Genomic DNA, 16,543 nt, shown 5'->3' on the forward strand with positions numbered 1-16,543 from the left:
GGCGACATCGCATTCCCAAGGAGACATGTGAGCCCATGGCCGATCTGTTCGACTTGACGGGCCGCGTCGCCCTGGTGACCGGCGCCTCGCAAGGCTTGGGGCGTCGCTTCGCCGAGGTTCTTGCGGCGCGGGGCGCGGCCGTCTGCCTGGCCGCCCGGCAGACCGGTAAGCTGGCCGAACTGGCCGGCGAGCTGCGGGCGCGGGGCGGGACCTGCCACGCCGTCGCGCTCGACGTGACCGACGCTTCCGCCGTATCCCGTGCGATCGCCGACTGCGAAACGGCGGTGGGACCGCTCGATATCCTGGTCAACAATGCCGGCATCGCCGTCAGCAAGCCCTTCCTCGAGCAGGCGGACGACGATTGGGACAGCGTCGTCGGAACCAACCTGCGCGGCGCTTTCCTGGTCGCCCGGGAAGTGGCGAAAGGCATGGCGGAGCGCGGTCGCGGCAACATCATCAACGTCGCCTCGGTACTCGGTCTCGATGTGGTCGGCTCCCTCTCGCCCTACTGCGCCTCGAAGGGCGGGCTTCTGCAGCTCACACGCGCGATGGCGCACGAACTCGCGCGCAGCGGCGTGCGTGTGAACGCCATCGCGCCCGGCTACATCGAGACGGACATCAACCGCGGCTTCTTCGAGTCCGAGGCCGGTCGGCGCCTGGAGAACGCGCTTCCGGTGAGACGCGTCGGCCAGCCGGAGGAGCTGGACGGTGCCTTGCTGCTGCTGGCGTCCGATGCATCGCGCTATATGACCGGAAGCACCGTGACGGTCGACGGCGGCTTCCTGGTGCGGTGAGACGATGAACGAGCCGCTTCTCGATCCGCGCGACCTGAACTTTCTGCTCTACGAGATGCTCGACGTCGAGGCGCTGACGCGGCTGCCGCGCTTTGCGGACCATGGCCGCGATACCTTCGATGCGGCTTTGGAGACCGCGCGGCAGATCGCCGGGGACCGCTTCCGGACGCACAATCGAAAGAGTGATCTGCAGGAACCGCGCTTCCGGGATGGGCGGGTGGAGACGATTCCCGAAATCAAGTCGGCACTCGACGCCTTCAACGCGGCCGGCTTCACCTCGGCCAACTTCGACTACGCGCAGGGCGGCATGCAGTTGCCGTGGGTGGTCGCCCAGGCCTGCTTCGCCTGGTTTCAGGCCGCCAACATCTCGACCGTCGCCTATCCCTTTCTGACGATTGCCGCCGCGAACCTGCTGGAGCGCTTCGCGAACGCGGAACAGAAGCGGCGGTACCTCGGGCCGATGCTCGAGGGCCGCTTCTTCGGCACGATGGCGCTGTCCGAGCCGCAGGCCGGCTCTTCCCTGGGCGACATCCGAACGACGGCCGAGCCGCTCGGCGAGGGTCGCTATCGGCTGACCGGCAGCAAGATGTGGATCTCCGGCGCCGCCCACGATCTGTCGGAGACCATCGTCAACCTGATGCTGGCCCGCGTCCGCGGCGGCCCGGCCGGGGTCAAGGGCCTGTCCCTCTTCGTCGTCCCGCGCGACCGGGTCGGGGAGGACGGCCGCATCGGCGGCTCGAACGACGTGACCGTCACCGGCCTGAATCACAAGATGGGGTATCGGGGCACCACCAACACCGTCCTGTCGATTGGCGAAGACGGCGGCTGTATCGGCGAACTGATCGGCGAGGAGGGCAAGGGCCTCGCCTACATGTTCCACATGATGAACGAGGCGCGGATCGGCGTCGGGATGGGCGCCGCCGCTCTGGCGGCAACAGGCTATCTCTATGCCCTGGACTATGCCCGAGAGCGCCTGCAGGGCCGACACCCCGACGACAAGGACCCGGCCGCGCCCCAGATTCGATTGATCGAGCATGCCGACGTGCGCCGCATGCTGCTGGTACAGAAGGCCGTCGGGGAGGGGGGGCTCGCCCTGGGGCTCTACGCGGCGCTTCTGGTCGACCGTCGCGCCCTCGATCCCGAGTCCGATCGGCGCGCGCGCGCGGGCCTGCTTCTCGAGATCGTCACGCCGATCTACAAGGCCTACATCTCCGAGCGGGCTCTGGAGGCGAACGACCTCTCGATCCAGGTTCTCGGCGGCTACGGCTATACACGCGACTATCCGGTCGAGCAGTTCTATCGCGACAACAGGCTCAACCCCATACACGAGGGGGCCAACGGCGTTCAGGCCATCGACCTCCTGGGTCGCAAGGTCCGGCAGCAGGAGGGCGCCGCCCTGCGGGCCCTGATCGCGGAGATGCGCGCGACGGCCGAGACCGCCGCCGCGCAGCCGGGACTGGCCGAGGAAGCGGCGGGTCTGGCGGCCGCCCTGGACCTCTGGGAGACCACGACCCGGCAGATGGTCGCCGCAGCCGCGCGGAAAGGCGAGCGGGCCTATCTGGCCAACGCGAGCCTCTATATGACCTTTGCCGGACAGGTGACCCTGGCTTGGATCTGGCTGTGGCAAGCCGTCCTGAGTTCGCAGGCCCTGGCGGCCGCACCCGACGCGCCGACGACCGACTTCTACCGCGGCAAACTTCAAACCTGCCGCTACGTCTTTCGCTTCGAGTTGCCGAAAGCTCTGGCCCTGGCCGACACCCTGGCGGCGCTGGACGCAACCTGTTTGGAGATGCAACCGGCCTGGTTCTAACCGGCACCGCCGGGTTTTGCCGTGCTGGCGCAGTGGGGAAGGAGACAGTCTTGATCATCGAGCGAGTCGGCGTGATCGGCGCCGGGATGATGGGAACGGAGATCGCCTTGGTCTTCGCCTTGTCCGGGGCGGATGTTCGGCTGACGGACAGCAGTCCCGAGCAGCTCGGCCGCGCCGTCGACCGCCTGACTGGACTGCTCGACAAGGCCGTCGCCCGTGGGGGCTGCAGCAGCGGAGAGGCCGAGGCGACGCTGGCGCGCCTGGACACGGCTTCGCATTTGGAGGAGCAGGCCGACCGGCAGCTTTTGATCGAAGCGGTCTTCGAAGACGAAGAGGTGAAAGCCGAGGTCTTGCGGCGGCTCGACGATCTGACGGATGCCGGGGCGATTCTCGCCAGCAACACCTCGTCGATCTCGATTTCGGTCTTGGCAGGTCGTCTCCGGCCGGAGCGGCGGCGGCGATTTCTCGGCATGCATTTCTTCTCACCCGTCTCACGGATGAAGCTGGTCGAAGTCATACCCGGTTTTGACACCGACGAGGAGGTCGTTGCCGCGGCGATGGCTGCCTGTCGCGCTGCGGGCAAGGAGCCGATCCGGGTCAAGGACGTGGCGGGTTTCGCCGTCAACCGCCTGCTTCACGCCTTTTGGATCGAGGCGAACCGCCTGGTCGAGGAAGGGGTCGCCAGCCCCGCCGATATCGATGCGGCCTGTAAGTTCGGCCTCGGCCACCCTGTCGGACCCTACGAGCTGATGGATCGGGTGACCAATCACCTGACACTGCAGGTGCAGGAGATTTTGCACGAGGCCTACGGGCCGCGATTCATGCCGAGGCCGCTGCTCAAGCAAATGGTTCGGGCCGGCCGCGACGGCCGCGTGACAGGACGCGGTTGGTTCGACTACGGCGACGGCGCCTAAGTCCAACCGTCGTACGAATCTGAAGGAGACCTCAGCTATGGCGGACGTCGTTCTCGCCGAACGGACAGACAGCCTTCTCACCATCACCCTGAATCGCCCCGACGTGCTGAACGCCATCGATGTCGCGTTGGCCGAGGCTTTGGCGGCCGCCGTGGAGATGGCGGCGGACGATGCGGTCCGCTGCGTCGTCCTTCGCGGCAAGGGGCGCGCGTTCCTGGCCGGTGGCGATATCGGGGCGTTCCACCATGATGTCGAGCGGGCCGGCGAGGTCGCCGATGCGATCATCACGCCGTTCCATCGGGCCATCGAGGGGGTGCGCCGCCTGCCGAAGCCGGTGATCGCCGAGCTGCACGGGGCGGTCGCCGGGGCGGGTCTGAGCCTGGCTTTGGCGGCCGATCTCGCTCTTGCCGCCGAGGACACGGTCTTCACTCTTGCCTACAGCGCGATCGGGGCGTCGCCCGACGGCGGCTCGACCTATCACTTGCCGCGTATCCTTGGCCTGCGCCGGGCCTTCGAGATCGCGGCTCTCTCGGACCGCTTCGGCGCCGCCCAGGCTCTGGAGTGGGGCTTGATCAACCGCGTCGTGCCGGCCGAACGCTTGGGAGCCGAGACCGCCGCCATGGCGGAGCGTCTCTGCGGCGGGCCGACGGCGGCCTACGGTCGTCTCAAGGCGCTTCTGGCTGCATCGACCGGAGACGGTTTGACCGATCAGCTCGACCGCGAGCGCCGCGCCTTCGTCGCGGGTGCCGCCGGAGAGGACTTCCGCGAGGGCGTCTCGGCCTTCGTGGAGAAACGTGTGCCGCGGTTTCGCGGCCGTTAACGCGCGATCCTCCCAGGCGGACGCAGGCTGGGCGGACGGGGGGCGCTTCGGCGGCCTTTCTACGCGCTGCTGAGCCCGCTGCACTGCAGCGTACGGTGGCCTTGACCGAGTAGGGCGGCATGCGTGACACTTCGTTTGTCCGACAATCGAACGAATAGCCGAGTCCGAGCCGACGCGCCTCGAAGGTGCGGTGGCGTCGGATCGCAAAAAAAGTCGGTGACCGGGAAGGCGGAGAGAGTGCGGCGCGCGGTCGATCAACGCAACGAGGCGAAGGCCGCTGACGTCGGGTCTGCCGAGATCGGGCCCGCCGTAGCCAAGACCCGCGAACCGCATTTCGCGAAACTGAAGGTTGCGCCGGCCTACCGGGTGGTCTTCGAGACGATCGAGGAGGAAATTCTCTCCGGCCGGCTGAGACCTGGAGACCGGCTCCCGTCGGAGACGGCCCTTGCCGGACAGCTCGGCGTGAACCGCTCGACGGCCCGCGAGGGTCTGCGTCTGCTGGAGCAGACCGGGCTGGTGCGCCGCGAAGGCGGCCGCCGGCTATTCGCCGCCGTGCCGCGACAGGAGGAGCTGTCGTCGCGCGCCAGCCGCGCACTGGTCCTGCAGCAGGTCACCTTCCGCGAACTCTGGGAGGTGCTGATGGTCACCGAACCGGGGGCGGCCGCGCTGGCGGCGGAGCGGATCGGGGCCGAACAGATCCGGGCGCTGGAAGACAACCTCGCCCGCACCGTCGAGGCTGTCGAGCTGGGCCGCAGTTTCACCCAGCTCGATATCGAGTTTCACGGCATGGTGACGGAAGCGACGGGGAATCCCGCCTGGATCTTGGCGCGCGAGCCCGCCGCCCTGCTCCTGTTCCCGGCAGCCGACCTGATGATGCCGCAACTCCCCCAGTCCGGCCACCGCCTGGTCGAGGCGCACAGCCGGGTGCTGGCCGCTCTCAAAAGCGGCGAGGCCCGCGTGGCGGAGGATTGGATGCGCAAGCACATCGTCGACTTCAGGCGTGGCTATGAGATGGCGGGAATCAGTATCGACGTGCCGGTCGACCGGGAGGGCGCGCTGCCAGAAACCGCAAGGGCGAAAGACCCGGTAAGAGTAAGGAGCAAGGCATGACCGAGATTGTATTGGCCGGCGGTATGCGGACGCCCTTCGGCGACTTCGGCAAGTCTCTGCGCCACACGCCGATGACCGAACTTGGGAGTCACGCCGCCCGTGCCTGTCTGGACAAGGCCGGCCTCTCGGCCGCGAAGGTGGATCACCTGGTCTGGGGCAACGTCCTGCCGGTCGATCACGACGGCTACTTCGCCAGCCGTGTGATTGCGCTCAAGGTCGACATGCCGGTCGAAAGCTGTGCTCTGAACGTTTCGCGCGCCTGCGGGTCGGGCACGCAGGCCATTCTCACGGCGGCGGAACAGATCATTGCGGGACAGGGGCAGATCGCGCTGGCCGGCGGCGGCGAGAATTTCTCGCGCGGCCCCTATGCCCTGACAAGCGCCCGCTGGGGCGCCGTGCGCGGCCCGCAAGAGATACAGGATACGTTGGACTGGGCCTACCGAGACCCCTTCAGCTCGGAATTGATGGGCGAGACGGCGGAAAATCTCGCCGACGATTTCCAGTACACCCGGGACGCCATGGACGACTACGCGCTCAGCAGCCAGCAGCGTGTCGGATCGGCGATCGACTCCGGTTTCCTGGCCAAGCAGATCGCCCCGATCGAAGTGCCCGAGGGCAAGGGTCTGCGCAGCATGCAAGCGGATGAGTTTCCGCGTCCCCAGATCACATTGGAGAAACTGAACAAGCTTCGGCCCGTGTTCCGGGACGGCGGGCGGGTGACGCCTGGGAATTCGAGCGGCGTGACCGATGGTGCGGCCTTCGTGGTGGTCGGGGACCGCGCGTCGCTCGAGCGCGAGGGTGTCGCGCCACGCGCCCGTCTGGTGGATTGGGCCATCGTCGGCGTTCCGCCGCGAATCATGGGGTGCGGCCCTGTGCCGGCCATCGCCAAGCTGTTGGCGCGTCACGAGTTGAAGGTCGACGATATCGACTACTTCGAAATCAACGAAGCCTTCGCCGCCGTCAATCTGCATGCCGAGCACGAACTCGGCGTGCCCCGCGCGCGGACCAACCTCTACGGCGGCGGCATCTCGATCGGGCATCCGCCGGGCGCGACGGGTGTGCGTATGATGCTGGTGGCCCTGCAGCATCTGGAAGATAGCGGCGGGCGCTTCGCGGTGATTTCCATGTGCATGGGCGCCGGACAAGGCATGGCACTGTTGGTGGAGAACATGGCGAACTGAGAGACCGAAACCGCCGGTGAGCGGTGGAACAGACGTCGGTGATCGGGCAAAAAAGACAGCCCGCCGGCGTCGACGGTGCGACGAAGCGGGGCAGTGGACGGCCCCGTGAATGCAACGAATAAAAGCTCGGGAGGATGTTAAATGAGCAAGCAAAGACCCGCGAAGACGGCGCTGAAAAGCCTCTTGACGACCGGGGCGGCCGTGCTGGCCTTCTCCGGCCCGCTGGCCGGGATGGCGGTGGCCGAAACTTTCAAGATCGGTGTGGTGACTTTTTTGTCGGGCCAGGCGGCCGAGAGCTTCGGCGTCCCGGCGTGGGACGGTGGCAAGCTGCTGATCGACAAACTGAACGCCGGCGAAGTCCCTCCGCCCTACGATACGCCGGGCTTCGGCGGGATCGAGATCGAACCGATCGTGATCGACGAAGCGGGCGGCGCGACGAAGCAGGTGCAGGAGTTTCGCAATCTGGTTCAACGCGAGGGAGTGGATGCGGTCGTCGGCTATGTGAGTTCGGGGGACTGCCTTGCCGTTTCGCCGGTCGCCGACGAGCTTCAGGCCTTGACGATCCTTTACGACTGCGGAACCCCGCGTGTGTTCGAAGACGGTTCCTACGAGTACGTGTTCCGCACGGCGGCCCATGCGACGATGGATAACGTCGCGCTCGCCCGCTACCTGAAAGCCCAAGGCGTCGAGGTCGACAGCATCGCAGGCATCAACCAGGATTACGCCTGGGGCCACGACAGCTGGCGCGATTTCACCGCCTCCATGGCCCAGATCTACCCCGACGCGACGGTCGAGGCCGAGTTGTTCCCGGCCTTCGGAGCCGGTCAGTACGGTACCGAGGTCTCCGCGCTGATGCGTCAGGGTGTAGATGTCGTGCATTCGTCTCTTTGGGGCGGCGACCTCCAGGCCCTGATCCTTCAGGCGTCGCCGCGCGGCATGTTTCAACGATCGCAAGGCGTGCTGAGTGCTGCCGATCACGTCATTCCGCCGCTTGGCAACAACATGCCGGAGGGTCTGATCATCGGCGCGCGCGGGGCTTACGGCCTTCTGTCTCCGGACACGCCTCTGAACCGTTGGTGGTTCGAGACCTATGAGGCCGAGTACGGCGTCATCCCGGTTCAGGCACCCTATCGCATGGTGCAGGCGCTGTTCGGCCTCAAGACGGCGGTCGAGAAAGCCATGGACGCGAACGGCGGCTCCAAGCCGACGGCTGACGAGATTCGGGAGCAGCTTCGCGGGTTGGAGTGGGAGTCCCCGGGCGGCACCATCACAATGGCCCTGGGGAATGGGCATCAGGCGATCCAGCCGACCGCCATCGGCCGCACGGTGCGCGACGGCGACGGCAACGTCGTGATCGGCGACATCCAGCGTTTCGCGGCGGAGTGCGTCAATCCGCCGGCGGATCAGAACAGCACCGACTGGATCAACGCCGGCTTTCCGGGAGCCGTCTGCGAGTGACGCTGCGGGCCGGTGCGAACCCGGAGCGATCCCGGTGGGCAATCCGGGTGAGCAGTCCGGCCTGAGTCTCTAAGCGGGACGGCCGCCGGCGGAGCCATCCGCTCCGTCCGGCGGCCGCCGCGAGACGGCGTCCCGAAATCACCGAACCCAGGGAACGGGAAAGCGACCTATGGACGTTCTGCTGAGCATCCTGATCGACGGGGTGATCTACGCGTCTTGGCTTTTCATCGTCGCGCTTGGCCTGACGCTCGTCTTCGGCGTTCTGCGCATGTTGAATATCGCCCACGGCAGCCTCTATGCGATCGGGGCTTACGCCGCGGCCTCGATGGTCGCCCTGTTCAACGGCCTCGGCCTCCCGGCGCCCTTCAGTCTGCTGGCGATGCTGATCGCGGCGCTGGCCGTGGCGGTGGCGCTCGCTCCTCTGCTCGAACGCGGATTGCTGCGGCTGTTCTACGGCCGCGACGAGGTGCTGATTCTGCTCGTGACCTACGCCGTCTTTCTCATGCTCGAAGACATCAGCAAGCTGATTTGGGGCGTCAATCCCTACTTCGTGTTCGAACCGCGCCAGCTGTTCGGCAATCTCGAATTCGCCGGGCTGTACTACGTCGGCTACGACCTGCTGCTGATCGTCCTGGCGGTGGTTTGCGGTCTCGCCACCTGGTTCGGTCTCAACCGCACACGGATCGGCAAGATCGTACTCGCGGTGATTCACAATCGCGAACTCAGCGCGGCGATGGGCGTGAACGTCGCCCGGGTCTACATGCTGGCCTTCTTCGTCGGTGTTTTCCTGGCGGCGCTCGCCGGCGCCTTCACCAGCCCCTTGATCTCGGTGCAGCCGGGCATCAGCGTCAGCGTGATCATCCTGTCCTTCGCGGTCGTGATCATCGGCGGCCTGGGCAGCATTCCCGGCGCGGCGATCGGCGCCCTGATCGTCGGCATCGCGCGTGCCGCCGCCGTCTACCAACTGCCGGAAGCCGAGATTTTCATCATCTATCTGGTCATGGCCGTGGTGCTGATCTTCCGTCCCGAGGGTCTGTTCCAGCGCGTGCAGGCCCGGAAGGTCTAAGCAATGACCCATCGCAAGGCATCGCACATCGTGGCCGCCGGCCTGCTCGGCGGCGTCACTCTGTTTCTCATCGGCCTCCTGCTCCCGGACTGGCTGCTGTTCACCGCCACCAAGGCGGCCGGCTACGGTCTCGTCGCGCTCGGGATCGTCGTCCTGATGCGGGGCGGTCTGGTCTCCTTCGGGCAGGGCATGGTCTACTGCATCGGCGCCTATACCTCGGGACTGGTCGCCAGCCGACTGGGCGTCTCGGACGTCTTCCTGCTTCTCGCCATCGGCGGCGGCGCCAGTACGCTGGTCGGATTGCTGGTCGGCCCGCTGATCGCGCGCTACCGCGGTATCTTCTTCGCCATGTTGACCGTGGCGCTTTCGATGGTCTTGTACGGCATCCTGGTCAAGCAGAACGCCATCGGCGGTTCCGACGGTTTCAACGTTCCCGAGCCGACGTTCCTGGGCTGGGCGCCTGGGGTGGGCGCATCCGATCTCGCGCTCTATGGCGTGGCGGTCGTGATTGCGGCGACGGCGGCGACCTTCTGCCGTTTCTACTTCGACTCCATGCCCGGTCTCGTGGCGAAGGCCGTGCGGGAAAACGAGCTACGCGTCGAGTACCTGGGCAGTTCGGTGTTCCGCATCACCGTTCGCAACTTCGTCATCGCAGCCGGCTTCGGCGGGATCGGCGGAACCTTGAACGGCCTCGCTCTGGGGCATGTCGATCCCCTCTTCTCCTTCTGGACGACGTCTGGCGAGTTCGTCTTCATCGCTATTCTGTCGGGTCATGTCAGCGTGAGCGCCGTCTTCGTCTCCGCGCTGATTTTGGAGCTCGTGCGTTCCTTCTCGAACCGTTACTTCCCGGAGACCTGGCAGCTCCTGCTCGGCGCCTTCCTGCTCGTCGTGATCCTTTTTCTCCCGAACGGGCTGGGATCGCTTTGGGAGGAGCTGAGCAAGCGGCTTGGGCGCGGAAAACCTCCGCCGGTGCCCGACCCGGGCGGTCTCGAGCGCAGGAAGGAGGCGGCGCCATGAGCACGCCCGTCATCTTGCAAGCCAAGGGTCTCAACAAGAATTTCGGGGCCGTGGTTGCGGCCTCCGACATCAATGTCGAGGTCCCGACCGGCCAGCGGCTGTCCTTGATCGGCGCGAATGGAGCCGGCAAGACCACCTTCGTGAACATGGTGACCGGCTACCTGGCTCCGGACACGGGGGACATCCTGCTGGCCGATCAGCCGATCACGGGCATGACGCCGCGCCGGATCACCCAGATGGGCGTTTGCCGGTCCTTTCAGATTCCCCAGCTCTGCGAGGCGATGACGCCACGCGAGAACATCCTGGTCGGGGTCGGCGCCTCCGGGCCGCGCTTCTCCTTCTTCCGCCACGCGGGAGCGCAGGGTGCGAGCGAACAGGCGGCCGAGATTCTGCAGCGTTTCGAGATCGCTGCCTACGCCGACCGTCCCGTTTCCGAACTGCCGGGAGGCGTTCGCAAACTGCTCGATATCGCGATGGCCCTGGTGCGCCGTCCGAAAGTCCTGCTGCTCGACGAACCGACCAGCGGGGTGAGCTCCGAAGAGAAGTTCGGCCTGATGGACACCGTCATGGCGGCTGTCGAGGGCGAACCGGTCACCGTGCTCTTCGTCGAGCACGACATGGACATCGTCACGCGCTACGCCGACCGGGTGCTCGCCTTCTATGCCGGCAAGATCATCGCCGACGATGCGCCGGACGAGGTGCTCTCGGACATCGAGGTGCAACGCTACGTCACCGGAACCGCGAGGTAGGGCCATGCTTCGAGTCGACAATGCGCATGTGATGATTGGCGCCGTCGAGGCGCTTCGCGGCTTCTCGCTCGACCTGAAGGAAGGCGAGATGGTCGGCCTCACGGGCCGCAACGGCGCCGGCAAGACGACGCTGATGCGGGCGGTGATGGGGTTGGTCAAGCTGCGTCGGGGCCAGGTGATGTTCGGTGGCGAGGACTTTCGCAAGGTGCCCGTCCATCATCGCGCCGGCCTCGGCATCGGCTACATGCCCGAAGATCGCGGCTTGGTGCCGGAGCTCACGGTCGAAGAGAACCTGCTTCTGCCGACCTGGGTCACGCCCGCGCTCGACGGTCCGGAGCGACTGTCGGTGGTCTACGAGATCCTGCCGGAGCTGAGAGAGATGGCCGGGCGGCGCGCCCTGCTGCTGTCGGGTGGCCAGCAGAAGATGGTGGCGCTCGGCCGCGCCTTGGCGGTCGGCACGCGTCTGCTGCTTCTGGACGAACCCTTCGAAGGAGTCGCGCCCGCGCTCAGTCAGCGTCTGTCTGACGTCATCTTCGGACTCCGGCAGCAGAATCTCTCGGTGGTAGTGAGTCAGTCGGAGCTGAATCATTCTCACGCCCTGTTCGACCGTGAGTTCGTGATCGAACGGGGCGCAAACCTGGTCGCGGTCGCAGGGGAGGCGCCGGCATGACGGCCGAGGCGGCCGCTCAACCCGATTTCGACCTTGCGGCGCTGACCGGCTTTCTCAAAGGCCGTCTCTCCGGCTTGGGCGAGCTGCGCGGCCTTGAGAGGCTGACCGGCGGCCAGTCGAACCCCACCTATCGGTTGAAGGGCAGCGCCGGGCAAGCCGTTCTGCGCAAGCAGCCGAGTGGCGATATTCTGCCCTCGGCGCATGCCATGGACCGCGAATTCCGGGTTCTCTCGGCCTTGGCGGAGACACAGGTGCCGGTGCCGCGCGTCTGGTTGTTCTGCGACGATCCGGCCGTGATCGGCACGCCCTTCTACGTCATGGAATACGTGGAGGGCCGGGTGTTTCATGACTGCGCGCTTCCGGAGCTGGGCGCCGGGGAGCGCGCCGCCATCTACGACTCGATGAACGAGGTGATGGCGCGCCTTCACCAGGTCGATTGGGAGGCGGCGGACTTGAGCGGTTTCGGCCGGGTGGGCGGCTACTTCACGCGCCAGATGCGGCGCTGGTCGCGGCAGCTCGAACTCTCCAGCACGCGTGTCGTCCCGGAGCTGGAGCGGGTGCGCGACTGGCTGACGGATCACCTGCCGGACGACACGGAAACCACCCTTTGTCATGGCGATCTGCGGCTCGGCAACCTGCTGTTTGCGCCCGACGCGCCACGCGCCGTCGTGCTGCTCGATTGGGAGCTTTCGACACTGGGCAATCCCCTGGCCGATGTCGCCTTCAACTGCATCGCCTATCACTCGACGCCGGAGGAGTACGGCGGCCTGCTTGGGCTGGATCTCGGCGCGCTGGGCATTCCCGCGGAAGCGGAGTACCTCGATCTCTACTACGAGCGCAGCGGCCGCAACGACCGTGTCAGCGCCTTTCATCTCGCCTTTTCGCTGTTCCGTTTCGCCGTGATTTTCGAGGGCATTGCCGCGCGCGCGAAGGCCGGGACGGCGGCGGCCGAAAACGCGGAACAGGTCGGCGCGCTCGGCGTCGCCTTCGCGCGGCGGGCGGACAGGATTATCGCCGAAAGGGCCTGACGGCCGGGCAGCAACCAAGGGAGCTAGACCATGGACTTTTCAATGTCGCCGAAGGTCGAGGAACTCAGCGCGCGACTGCGCGACTTCATGGACCGCCATGTCGTTCCGGCCCACAAGGAGTGGCTGCGCGAAACGGAGGCCGGCGTCTTTCCGCCGGCCTGCGTCGAGGATTTGAAGCAGCTCGCCAAGGACGAGGGTCTTTGGAACCTCTTCCTGCCGGCGCTGCGCGACGACGAGCCGGGCACGCGCCTGACCAATCTCGAATACGCGCCCCTGGCCGAGATCATGGGGCGCATCTACTGGGCGTCCGAAGTGTTCAACTGCTCGGCGCCCGACACGGGCAACATGGAGTTGCTCCACATGTTCGCCACCGACGCGCAGCGTGCGCGCTGGATGGTCCCTTTGATGAACGGCGATATCCGCTCCTGCTTCGCCATGACCGAGCCCGATGTCGCCTCCTCGGACGCCACCAATATCCAGACCACCGTTCTGCGTGACGGCGACGACTATGTCGTCAACGGACGGAAGTGGTTCATCACCGGCGCGGCCGATCCGCGCTGCGAGGTCGCCATCGTGCTCGGAGTTTCGGACCAGGCGCCGGACTCCGACCCGCACCGTCGCCACTCCATGGTTCTGGTGCCGATGAACACGCCGGGCGTCAAAGTGGTGCGCAACCTGCCGATCATGCATCACGTCGCTCCGGAGGGGCACTGCGAGGTGCTGTTCGAAAACGTGCGGGTGCCGGCCGTCAATCTGCTGGGTGAGGAAGGGGCGGGTTTCGCTCTGGCGCAGGCGCGTCTCGGGCCGGGCCGGATTCATCACTGCATGCGCTCGATCGGCCAATGCGAACTGGCACTGGAGTTGGCCTGCGAACGCGCGATGGAGCGTAAGACTTTCGGCAAGTATCTGCATGAGCATGACCAGGTTGCGGAGTGGATCGCTCTCTCGCGCATGGAGATCGATCAGGCACGGCTCTACGTCATGCGGGCGGCCTGGCTGATCGATACCCAGGGCAACCAGGCGGCGCGCAACGAGGTCTCGGCGATCAAGGTCATCGTACCGCGGCTGCAGACGCAGGTCGTCGACCGCGCCATGCAGATCTTCGGGGCCATGGGACTGACGCCCGACACGCCACTGTCGTTCCTCTGGACCTGGGGCCGGGCCCTGCGCTTCATCGACGGTCCCGATGAGGTCCATATCCGCTCGGTGGCGCGGCGCGAACTCAAACAGGCGCGCGCGCATCTCGGCCGCGGGGCGGCCTACTACACGCTGCCCGACGAGCTGGCCGCCGAGTAGGAATCGCCGCCATGGTTACGCCCGAGGAGCCGGTGCCGGCGACGCGCCGCGAGGGACACTTCGGCGATCGGGTCGTGACCTGCTTCGCCGAGCGGCCGGCCAGTTTCGACGCGATGTTCCGCTCGGCGGTCGAAGCTCATCCGGACCGCGACGCCGTGGTGGACGGCAGTCGTCGGCTCAGCTTTGCCGAGCTCGATCGGCTGGTCTCGGCCACGGCCGCTGGATATCGGGACCTCGGGCTCGAACCGGGGTGTCGTCTCGGTCTGCTGATCGCCAACCGCTGGCAGTTCCTGGTCGCTCTGTTGGCGGCCGTTCGTGCGGACCTGATCGCCGTGCCGCTCAGTGTCCGCGCGCAGACTTTGGAACTGGCCTACATTCTGAATGACTGCGGCGCGCGCGGATTGGTTTACGAGAGCGGTCTCGCCGGCCGCGTTCCCGCGCCCGACGCGGTTCCCGAACTGACTCTGCGCATCGGCCTGGAGGGCAGATGCGACGGGGTCGATGGCAGCAGTGTCGATAGCGGTGGCGCGACGGTCACCTTCGAAAGTCTGCTTGCCGGCGCAGGATCTTCCACTACTGCAGCGGTGGGCGGTGAGGAGGATACGGCCGTCATCCTCTACACCTCGGGAACCACGGGTCACCCGAAGGGCGCGATGCTCAGCCACCTGAACATCGTTCACTCTTGCCTGCACTATCGGCATTGCTTTCGGTTGGGCCCGGACGACCGCGCCATGCTGGCGGTTCCGGCGAGCCATGTGACCGGTCTGATCGCCTGCATCATGGCGCCCCTTTCGGCAGGCGGCGCCGTCATCGTCCTGGAGACCTTCGCGGTGCCCGAATTCCTGTCGCTTGCGGCGCGGGAGGCCATGACGATGACGGTCATGGTGCCGGCCATGTACAAACTCTGCCTGCTGCGCGCGAACCTCCCCGACTACGATCTGTCGGCCTGGCGCGTGGGTGCCTACGGCGGCGCGCCCATGCCGCCGGCGACCATTGCCGCGCTGGCCGATACCCTGCCGCGCCTCGCCCTGGCCAATGCCTACGGTGCGACCGAGACGACCTCCCCGACCACCGTCATGCCGCTGGGCGACAAGGCGGCGCGCAGCGACAGCGTCGGCCGCTCCCTTCCCTGCGCCGAAGTGCGGGTCATGGACGACGACGGCTGTGAAGTGGATCGGGGAGAGACCGGCGAAGTCTGGATCGGCGGTCCGATGGTGGTCGCGGGCTACTGGAACAACCCGCAGGCGACGCGTGACTCCTTCGTCGGCGGTTTCTGGCGCTCCGGCGACATCGGCGCCATGAGCCCGGACGGTTATCTCCGCGTCTTCGATCGCAAGAAAGACATGATCAATCGCGGCGGCTACAAGGTCTTCAGCGCCGAGGTCGAGAACGTTCTGGCCGCCCATGCCACCGTCGCCGAGGCCGCCGTCCTGTCCTTCGCCGATCCGGTGCTGGGGGAGAAGATACTCGCGGTCGTTCATCCTCGGGACGGTGTCGAAGACCGGGACGGCCTGCGAAGCTTCTGCGCCGCACGCTTGTCCGACTACAAGGTCCCGGACCGTTTCGTCTTTCTCGACCGTCCCCTGCCGCGCAATGCGAACGGCAAACTGATGAAGGCCGCCTTGCGCGAGTCTCTCGAAGTCGACGCCGGGTCCTGAGTCCGGGGCCCGACACTGTGCAAGGTTAGACTTGAGCGGGTCTTGGGCGTCTGTCTGTCCGAGACCGGCAGGCGCGCTCGGATGGCACGGATCCGGTTCGAGTGCGAGGGGAACGCGGCGTGAGCGGCGCCCGTCGTAGCGGCGGTCGCGGATCTGTCCGCGCGCCGGTTTGCGGGCAGCCCAGCTCGGGTGGAGGCTACAATTTCCAGTATTCAGCGGTCTGTCCGCTTGCGGCGCCGATCGGGGGGCGTTCTTCCCGCTCGGTGTTTCCACAGCAGTTCTGCAGCCCACTGGGTATGAAAAAGTTGTCTCAAACGTAGCATGAAAGCGTTCGGAAAGCCTTTTGAGCAACGGTCGCCGGAGTCCGTTGTAACGTAGAAAACCCTTTTGGCTGATCGCCTTGCAGTGTTTCGACCTCTTGTAAAGTTTGCGTCGCGGGCTCGGCCAAACAGCTTGAATCGGGCGCTCCGGCTTGTCCTCGAACTCTGTAGTAAAAGTTGATTTGTCTAGAACTGCCCGTGAAGAGAGGCTTTAGATCTGATTTTTTGTTGGTCATCGAACGACGTTTGGGAACTGATCGCGCCGCATCTCTTCCTTATCGCTGTTTGATCAAACGGATGAAGGCGGGCTGCGGGTGATCGGATGTCACGAGAAAGCCCGAAAACCGGAGGCGAATCGCCACTAAATATGACAAGCTGATGTAACTTTAGACGAATATTACTTGTCTCGGCGCCTCTGCCGTAGACAGCGTCTTGGGAGTTGGCTGGCAAAGAGCGCGTTGGGTTTCCCCTGCAGATTCCCTTCAACTGGCCACTCAATCTAGGGGAGAGTCAGGCTTATGTTGGTCGCTTTCGAGACCTGTTAAGGCATTGTTCGAGAGGCCTGGGGGCATTAGATCTCGGTCGGGTCGATCCGGCAAAACCGTGGCGTTGCACCTCCAGGGGTCTCCTGGGGCGGCAAGCTGTTCGATGA

Annotated in this window: 14 protein-coding genes; all 14 read left to right on the top strand. The window is 66.0% G+C overall.

The genetic code is table 11. From position 1 onward, the window contains the following. Positions 1-35 precede the first annotated feature (35 nt). The 14 genes from DBZ32_RS18215 (at position 36) to DBZ32_RS18280 (ending at position 15,571) form a co-directional block, all read left to right on the top strand. The gene (locus DBZ32_RS18215; protein ID WP_119168660.1) at positions 36-794 is read left to right on the top strand and encodes an SDR family NAD(P)-dependent oxidoreductase; all 759 of its coding nucleotides are present in this window, start codon (positions 36-38) and stop codon (positions 792-794) included. A gap of 4 nt (positions 795-798) precedes the next feature. Beyond that, entirely contained in the window at positions 799-2,604 is a 1,806-nt protein-coding gene (locus DBZ32_RS18220; protein ID WP_119168661.1) for an acyl-CoA dehydrogenase, read from the top strand. Positions 2,605-2,654: 50 nt separating this feature from the next. Further along, complete coding sequence (locus tag DBZ32_RS18225; RefSeq protein ID WP_235830267.1) at positions 2,655-3,518, top strand: 3-hydroxyacyl-CoA dehydrogenase family protein; 864 nt, start codon at positions 2,655-2,657, stop codon at positions 3,516-3,518. Between the two features lie 37 nt (positions 3,519-3,555). Next, on the top strand, positions 3,556-4,338 hold the full coding sequence (locus DBZ32_RS18230; protein ID WP_119168662.1) for an enoyl-CoA hydratase/isomerase family protein: 783 nt from the start codon (positions 3,556-3,558) through the stop codon (positions 4,336-4,338). 216 nt (positions 4,339-4,554) lie between these two features. After that, positions 4,555-5,448, top strand: a complete 894-nt coding sequence (locus DBZ32_RS18235) for a FadR/GntR family transcriptional regulator (protein WP_235830268.1) — start codon at positions 4,555-4,557, stop codon at positions 5,446-5,448. Next, positions 5,445-6,629, top strand: a complete 1,185-nt coding sequence (locus tag DBZ32_RS18240; RefSeq protein WP_119168663.1) for a thiolase family protein — start codon at positions 5,445-5,447, stop codon at positions 6,627-6,629. The genes DBZ32_RS18235 and DBZ32_RS18240 overlap by 4 nt, the downstream gene beginning before the upstream one ends. Before the next feature lie 141 nt (positions 6,630-6,770). Next, on the top strand, positions 6,771-8,087 hold the full coding sequence (locus DBZ32_RS18245; protein WP_119168664.1) for an ABC transporter substrate-binding protein: 1,317 nt from the start codon (positions 6,771-6,773) through the stop codon (positions 8,085-8,087). Positions 8,088-8,256: 169 nt separating this feature from the next. After that, a complete protein-coding gene (locus tag DBZ32_RS18250; RefSeq protein WP_119168665.1) occupies positions 8,257-9,153 on the top strand; it encodes a branched-chain amino acid ABC transporter permease in 897 nt (298 codons plus the stop codon). 3 nt (positions 9,154-9,156) lie between these two features. Further along, the gene (locus DBZ32_RS18255) at positions 9,157-10,170 is read left to right on the top strand and encodes a branched-chain amino acid ABC transporter permease (RefSeq protein ID WP_119168666.1); all 1,014 of its coding nucleotides are present in this window, start codon (positions 9,157-9,159) and stop codon (positions 10,168-10,170) included. Beyond that, a complete protein-coding gene (locus DBZ32_RS18260; protein WP_119168667.1) occupies positions 10,167-10,919 on the top strand; it encodes an ABC transporter ATP-binding protein in 753 nt (250 codons plus the stop codon). The genes DBZ32_RS18255 and DBZ32_RS18260 overlap by 4 nt, the downstream gene beginning before the upstream one ends. Before the next feature lie 4 nt (positions 10,920-10,923). After that, the gene (locus tag DBZ32_RS18265; RefSeq protein ID WP_119168668.1) at positions 10,924-11,589 is read left to right on the top strand and encodes an ABC transporter ATP-binding protein; all 666 of its coding nucleotides are present in this window, start codon (positions 10,924-10,926) and stop codon (positions 11,587-11,589) included. Continuing rightward, positions 11,586-12,617, top strand: a complete 1,032-nt coding sequence (locus DBZ32_RS18270) for a phosphotransferase family protein (RefSeq protein WP_119168669.1) — start codon at positions 11,586-11,588, stop codon at positions 12,615-12,617. The genes DBZ32_RS18265 and DBZ32_RS18270 overlap by 4 nt, the downstream gene beginning before the upstream one ends. Before the next feature lie 30 nt (positions 12,618-12,647). Beyond that, complete coding sequence (locus DBZ32_RS18275) at positions 12,648-13,913, top strand: acyl-CoA dehydrogenase family protein (protein ID WP_119168670.1); 1,266 nt, start codon at positions 12,648-12,650, stop codon at positions 13,911-13,913. Positions 13,914-13,924: 11 nt separating this feature from the next. After that, a complete protein-coding gene (locus DBZ32_RS18280; RefSeq protein ID WP_119168671.1) occupies positions 13,925-15,571 on the top strand; it encodes a class I adenylate-forming enzyme family protein in 1,647 nt (548 codons plus the stop codon). Positions 15,572-16,543 lie beyond the last annotated feature (972 nt).

This window comes from Algihabitans albus (assembly GCF_003572205.1).
Taxonomy (GTDB): Bacteria; Pseudomonadota; Alphaproteobacteria; order Kiloniellales; family DSM-21159; genus Algihabitans; species Algihabitans albus.

Excerpts from the sequence above, each read along its gene's own strand:
- DBZ32_RS18215 (WP_119168660.1), top strand. The coding sequence starts at position 36 with ATGGCCGATCTGTTCGACTTGACGGGCCGCGTCGCCCTGGTGACCGGC.
- DBZ32_RS18220 (WP_119168661.1), top strand. The coding sequence starts at position 799 with ATGAACGAGCCGCTTCTCGATCCGCGCGACCTGAACTTTCTGCTCTAC.
- DBZ32_RS18230 (WP_119168662.1), top strand. The coding sequence starts at position 3,556 with ATGGCGGACGTCGTTCTCGCCGAACGGACAGACAGCCTTCTCACCATC.
- DBZ32_RS18240 (WP_119168663.1), top strand. The coding sequence starts at position 5,445 with ATGACCGAGATTGTATTGGCCGGCGGTATGCGGACGCCCTTCGGCGAC.
- DBZ32_RS18245 (WP_119168664.1), top strand. The coding sequence starts at position 6,771 with ATGAGCAAGCAAAGACCCGCGAAGACGGCGCTGAAAAGCCTCTTGACG.
- DBZ32_RS18250 (WP_119168665.1), top strand. The coding sequence starts at position 8,257 with ATGGACGTTCTGCTGAGCATCCTGATCGACGGGGTGATCTACGCGTCT.
- DBZ32_RS18255 (WP_119168666.1), top strand. The coding sequence starts at position 9,157 with ATGACCCATCGCAAGGCATCGCACATCGTGGCCGCCGGCCTGCTCGGC.
- DBZ32_RS18260 (WP_119168667.1), top strand. The coding sequence starts at position 10,167 with ATGAGCACGCCCGTCATCTTGCAAGCCAAGGGTCTCAACAAGAATTTC.
- DBZ32_RS18265 (WP_119168668.1), top strand. The coding sequence starts at position 10,924 with ATGCTTCGAGTCGACAATGCGCATGTGATGATTGGCGCCGTCGAGGCG.
- DBZ32_RS18270 (WP_119168669.1), top strand. The coding sequence starts at position 11,586 with ATGACGGCCGAGGCGGCCGCTCAACCCGATTTCGACCTTGCGGCGCTG.
- DBZ32_RS18275 (WP_119168670.1), top strand. The coding sequence starts at position 12,648 with ATGGACTTTTCAATGTCGCCGAAGGTCGAGGAACTCAGCGCGCGACTG.
- DBZ32_RS18280 (WP_119168671.1), top strand. The coding sequence starts at position 13,925 with ATGGTTACGCCCGAGGAGCCGGTGCCGGCGACGCGCCGCGAGGGACAC.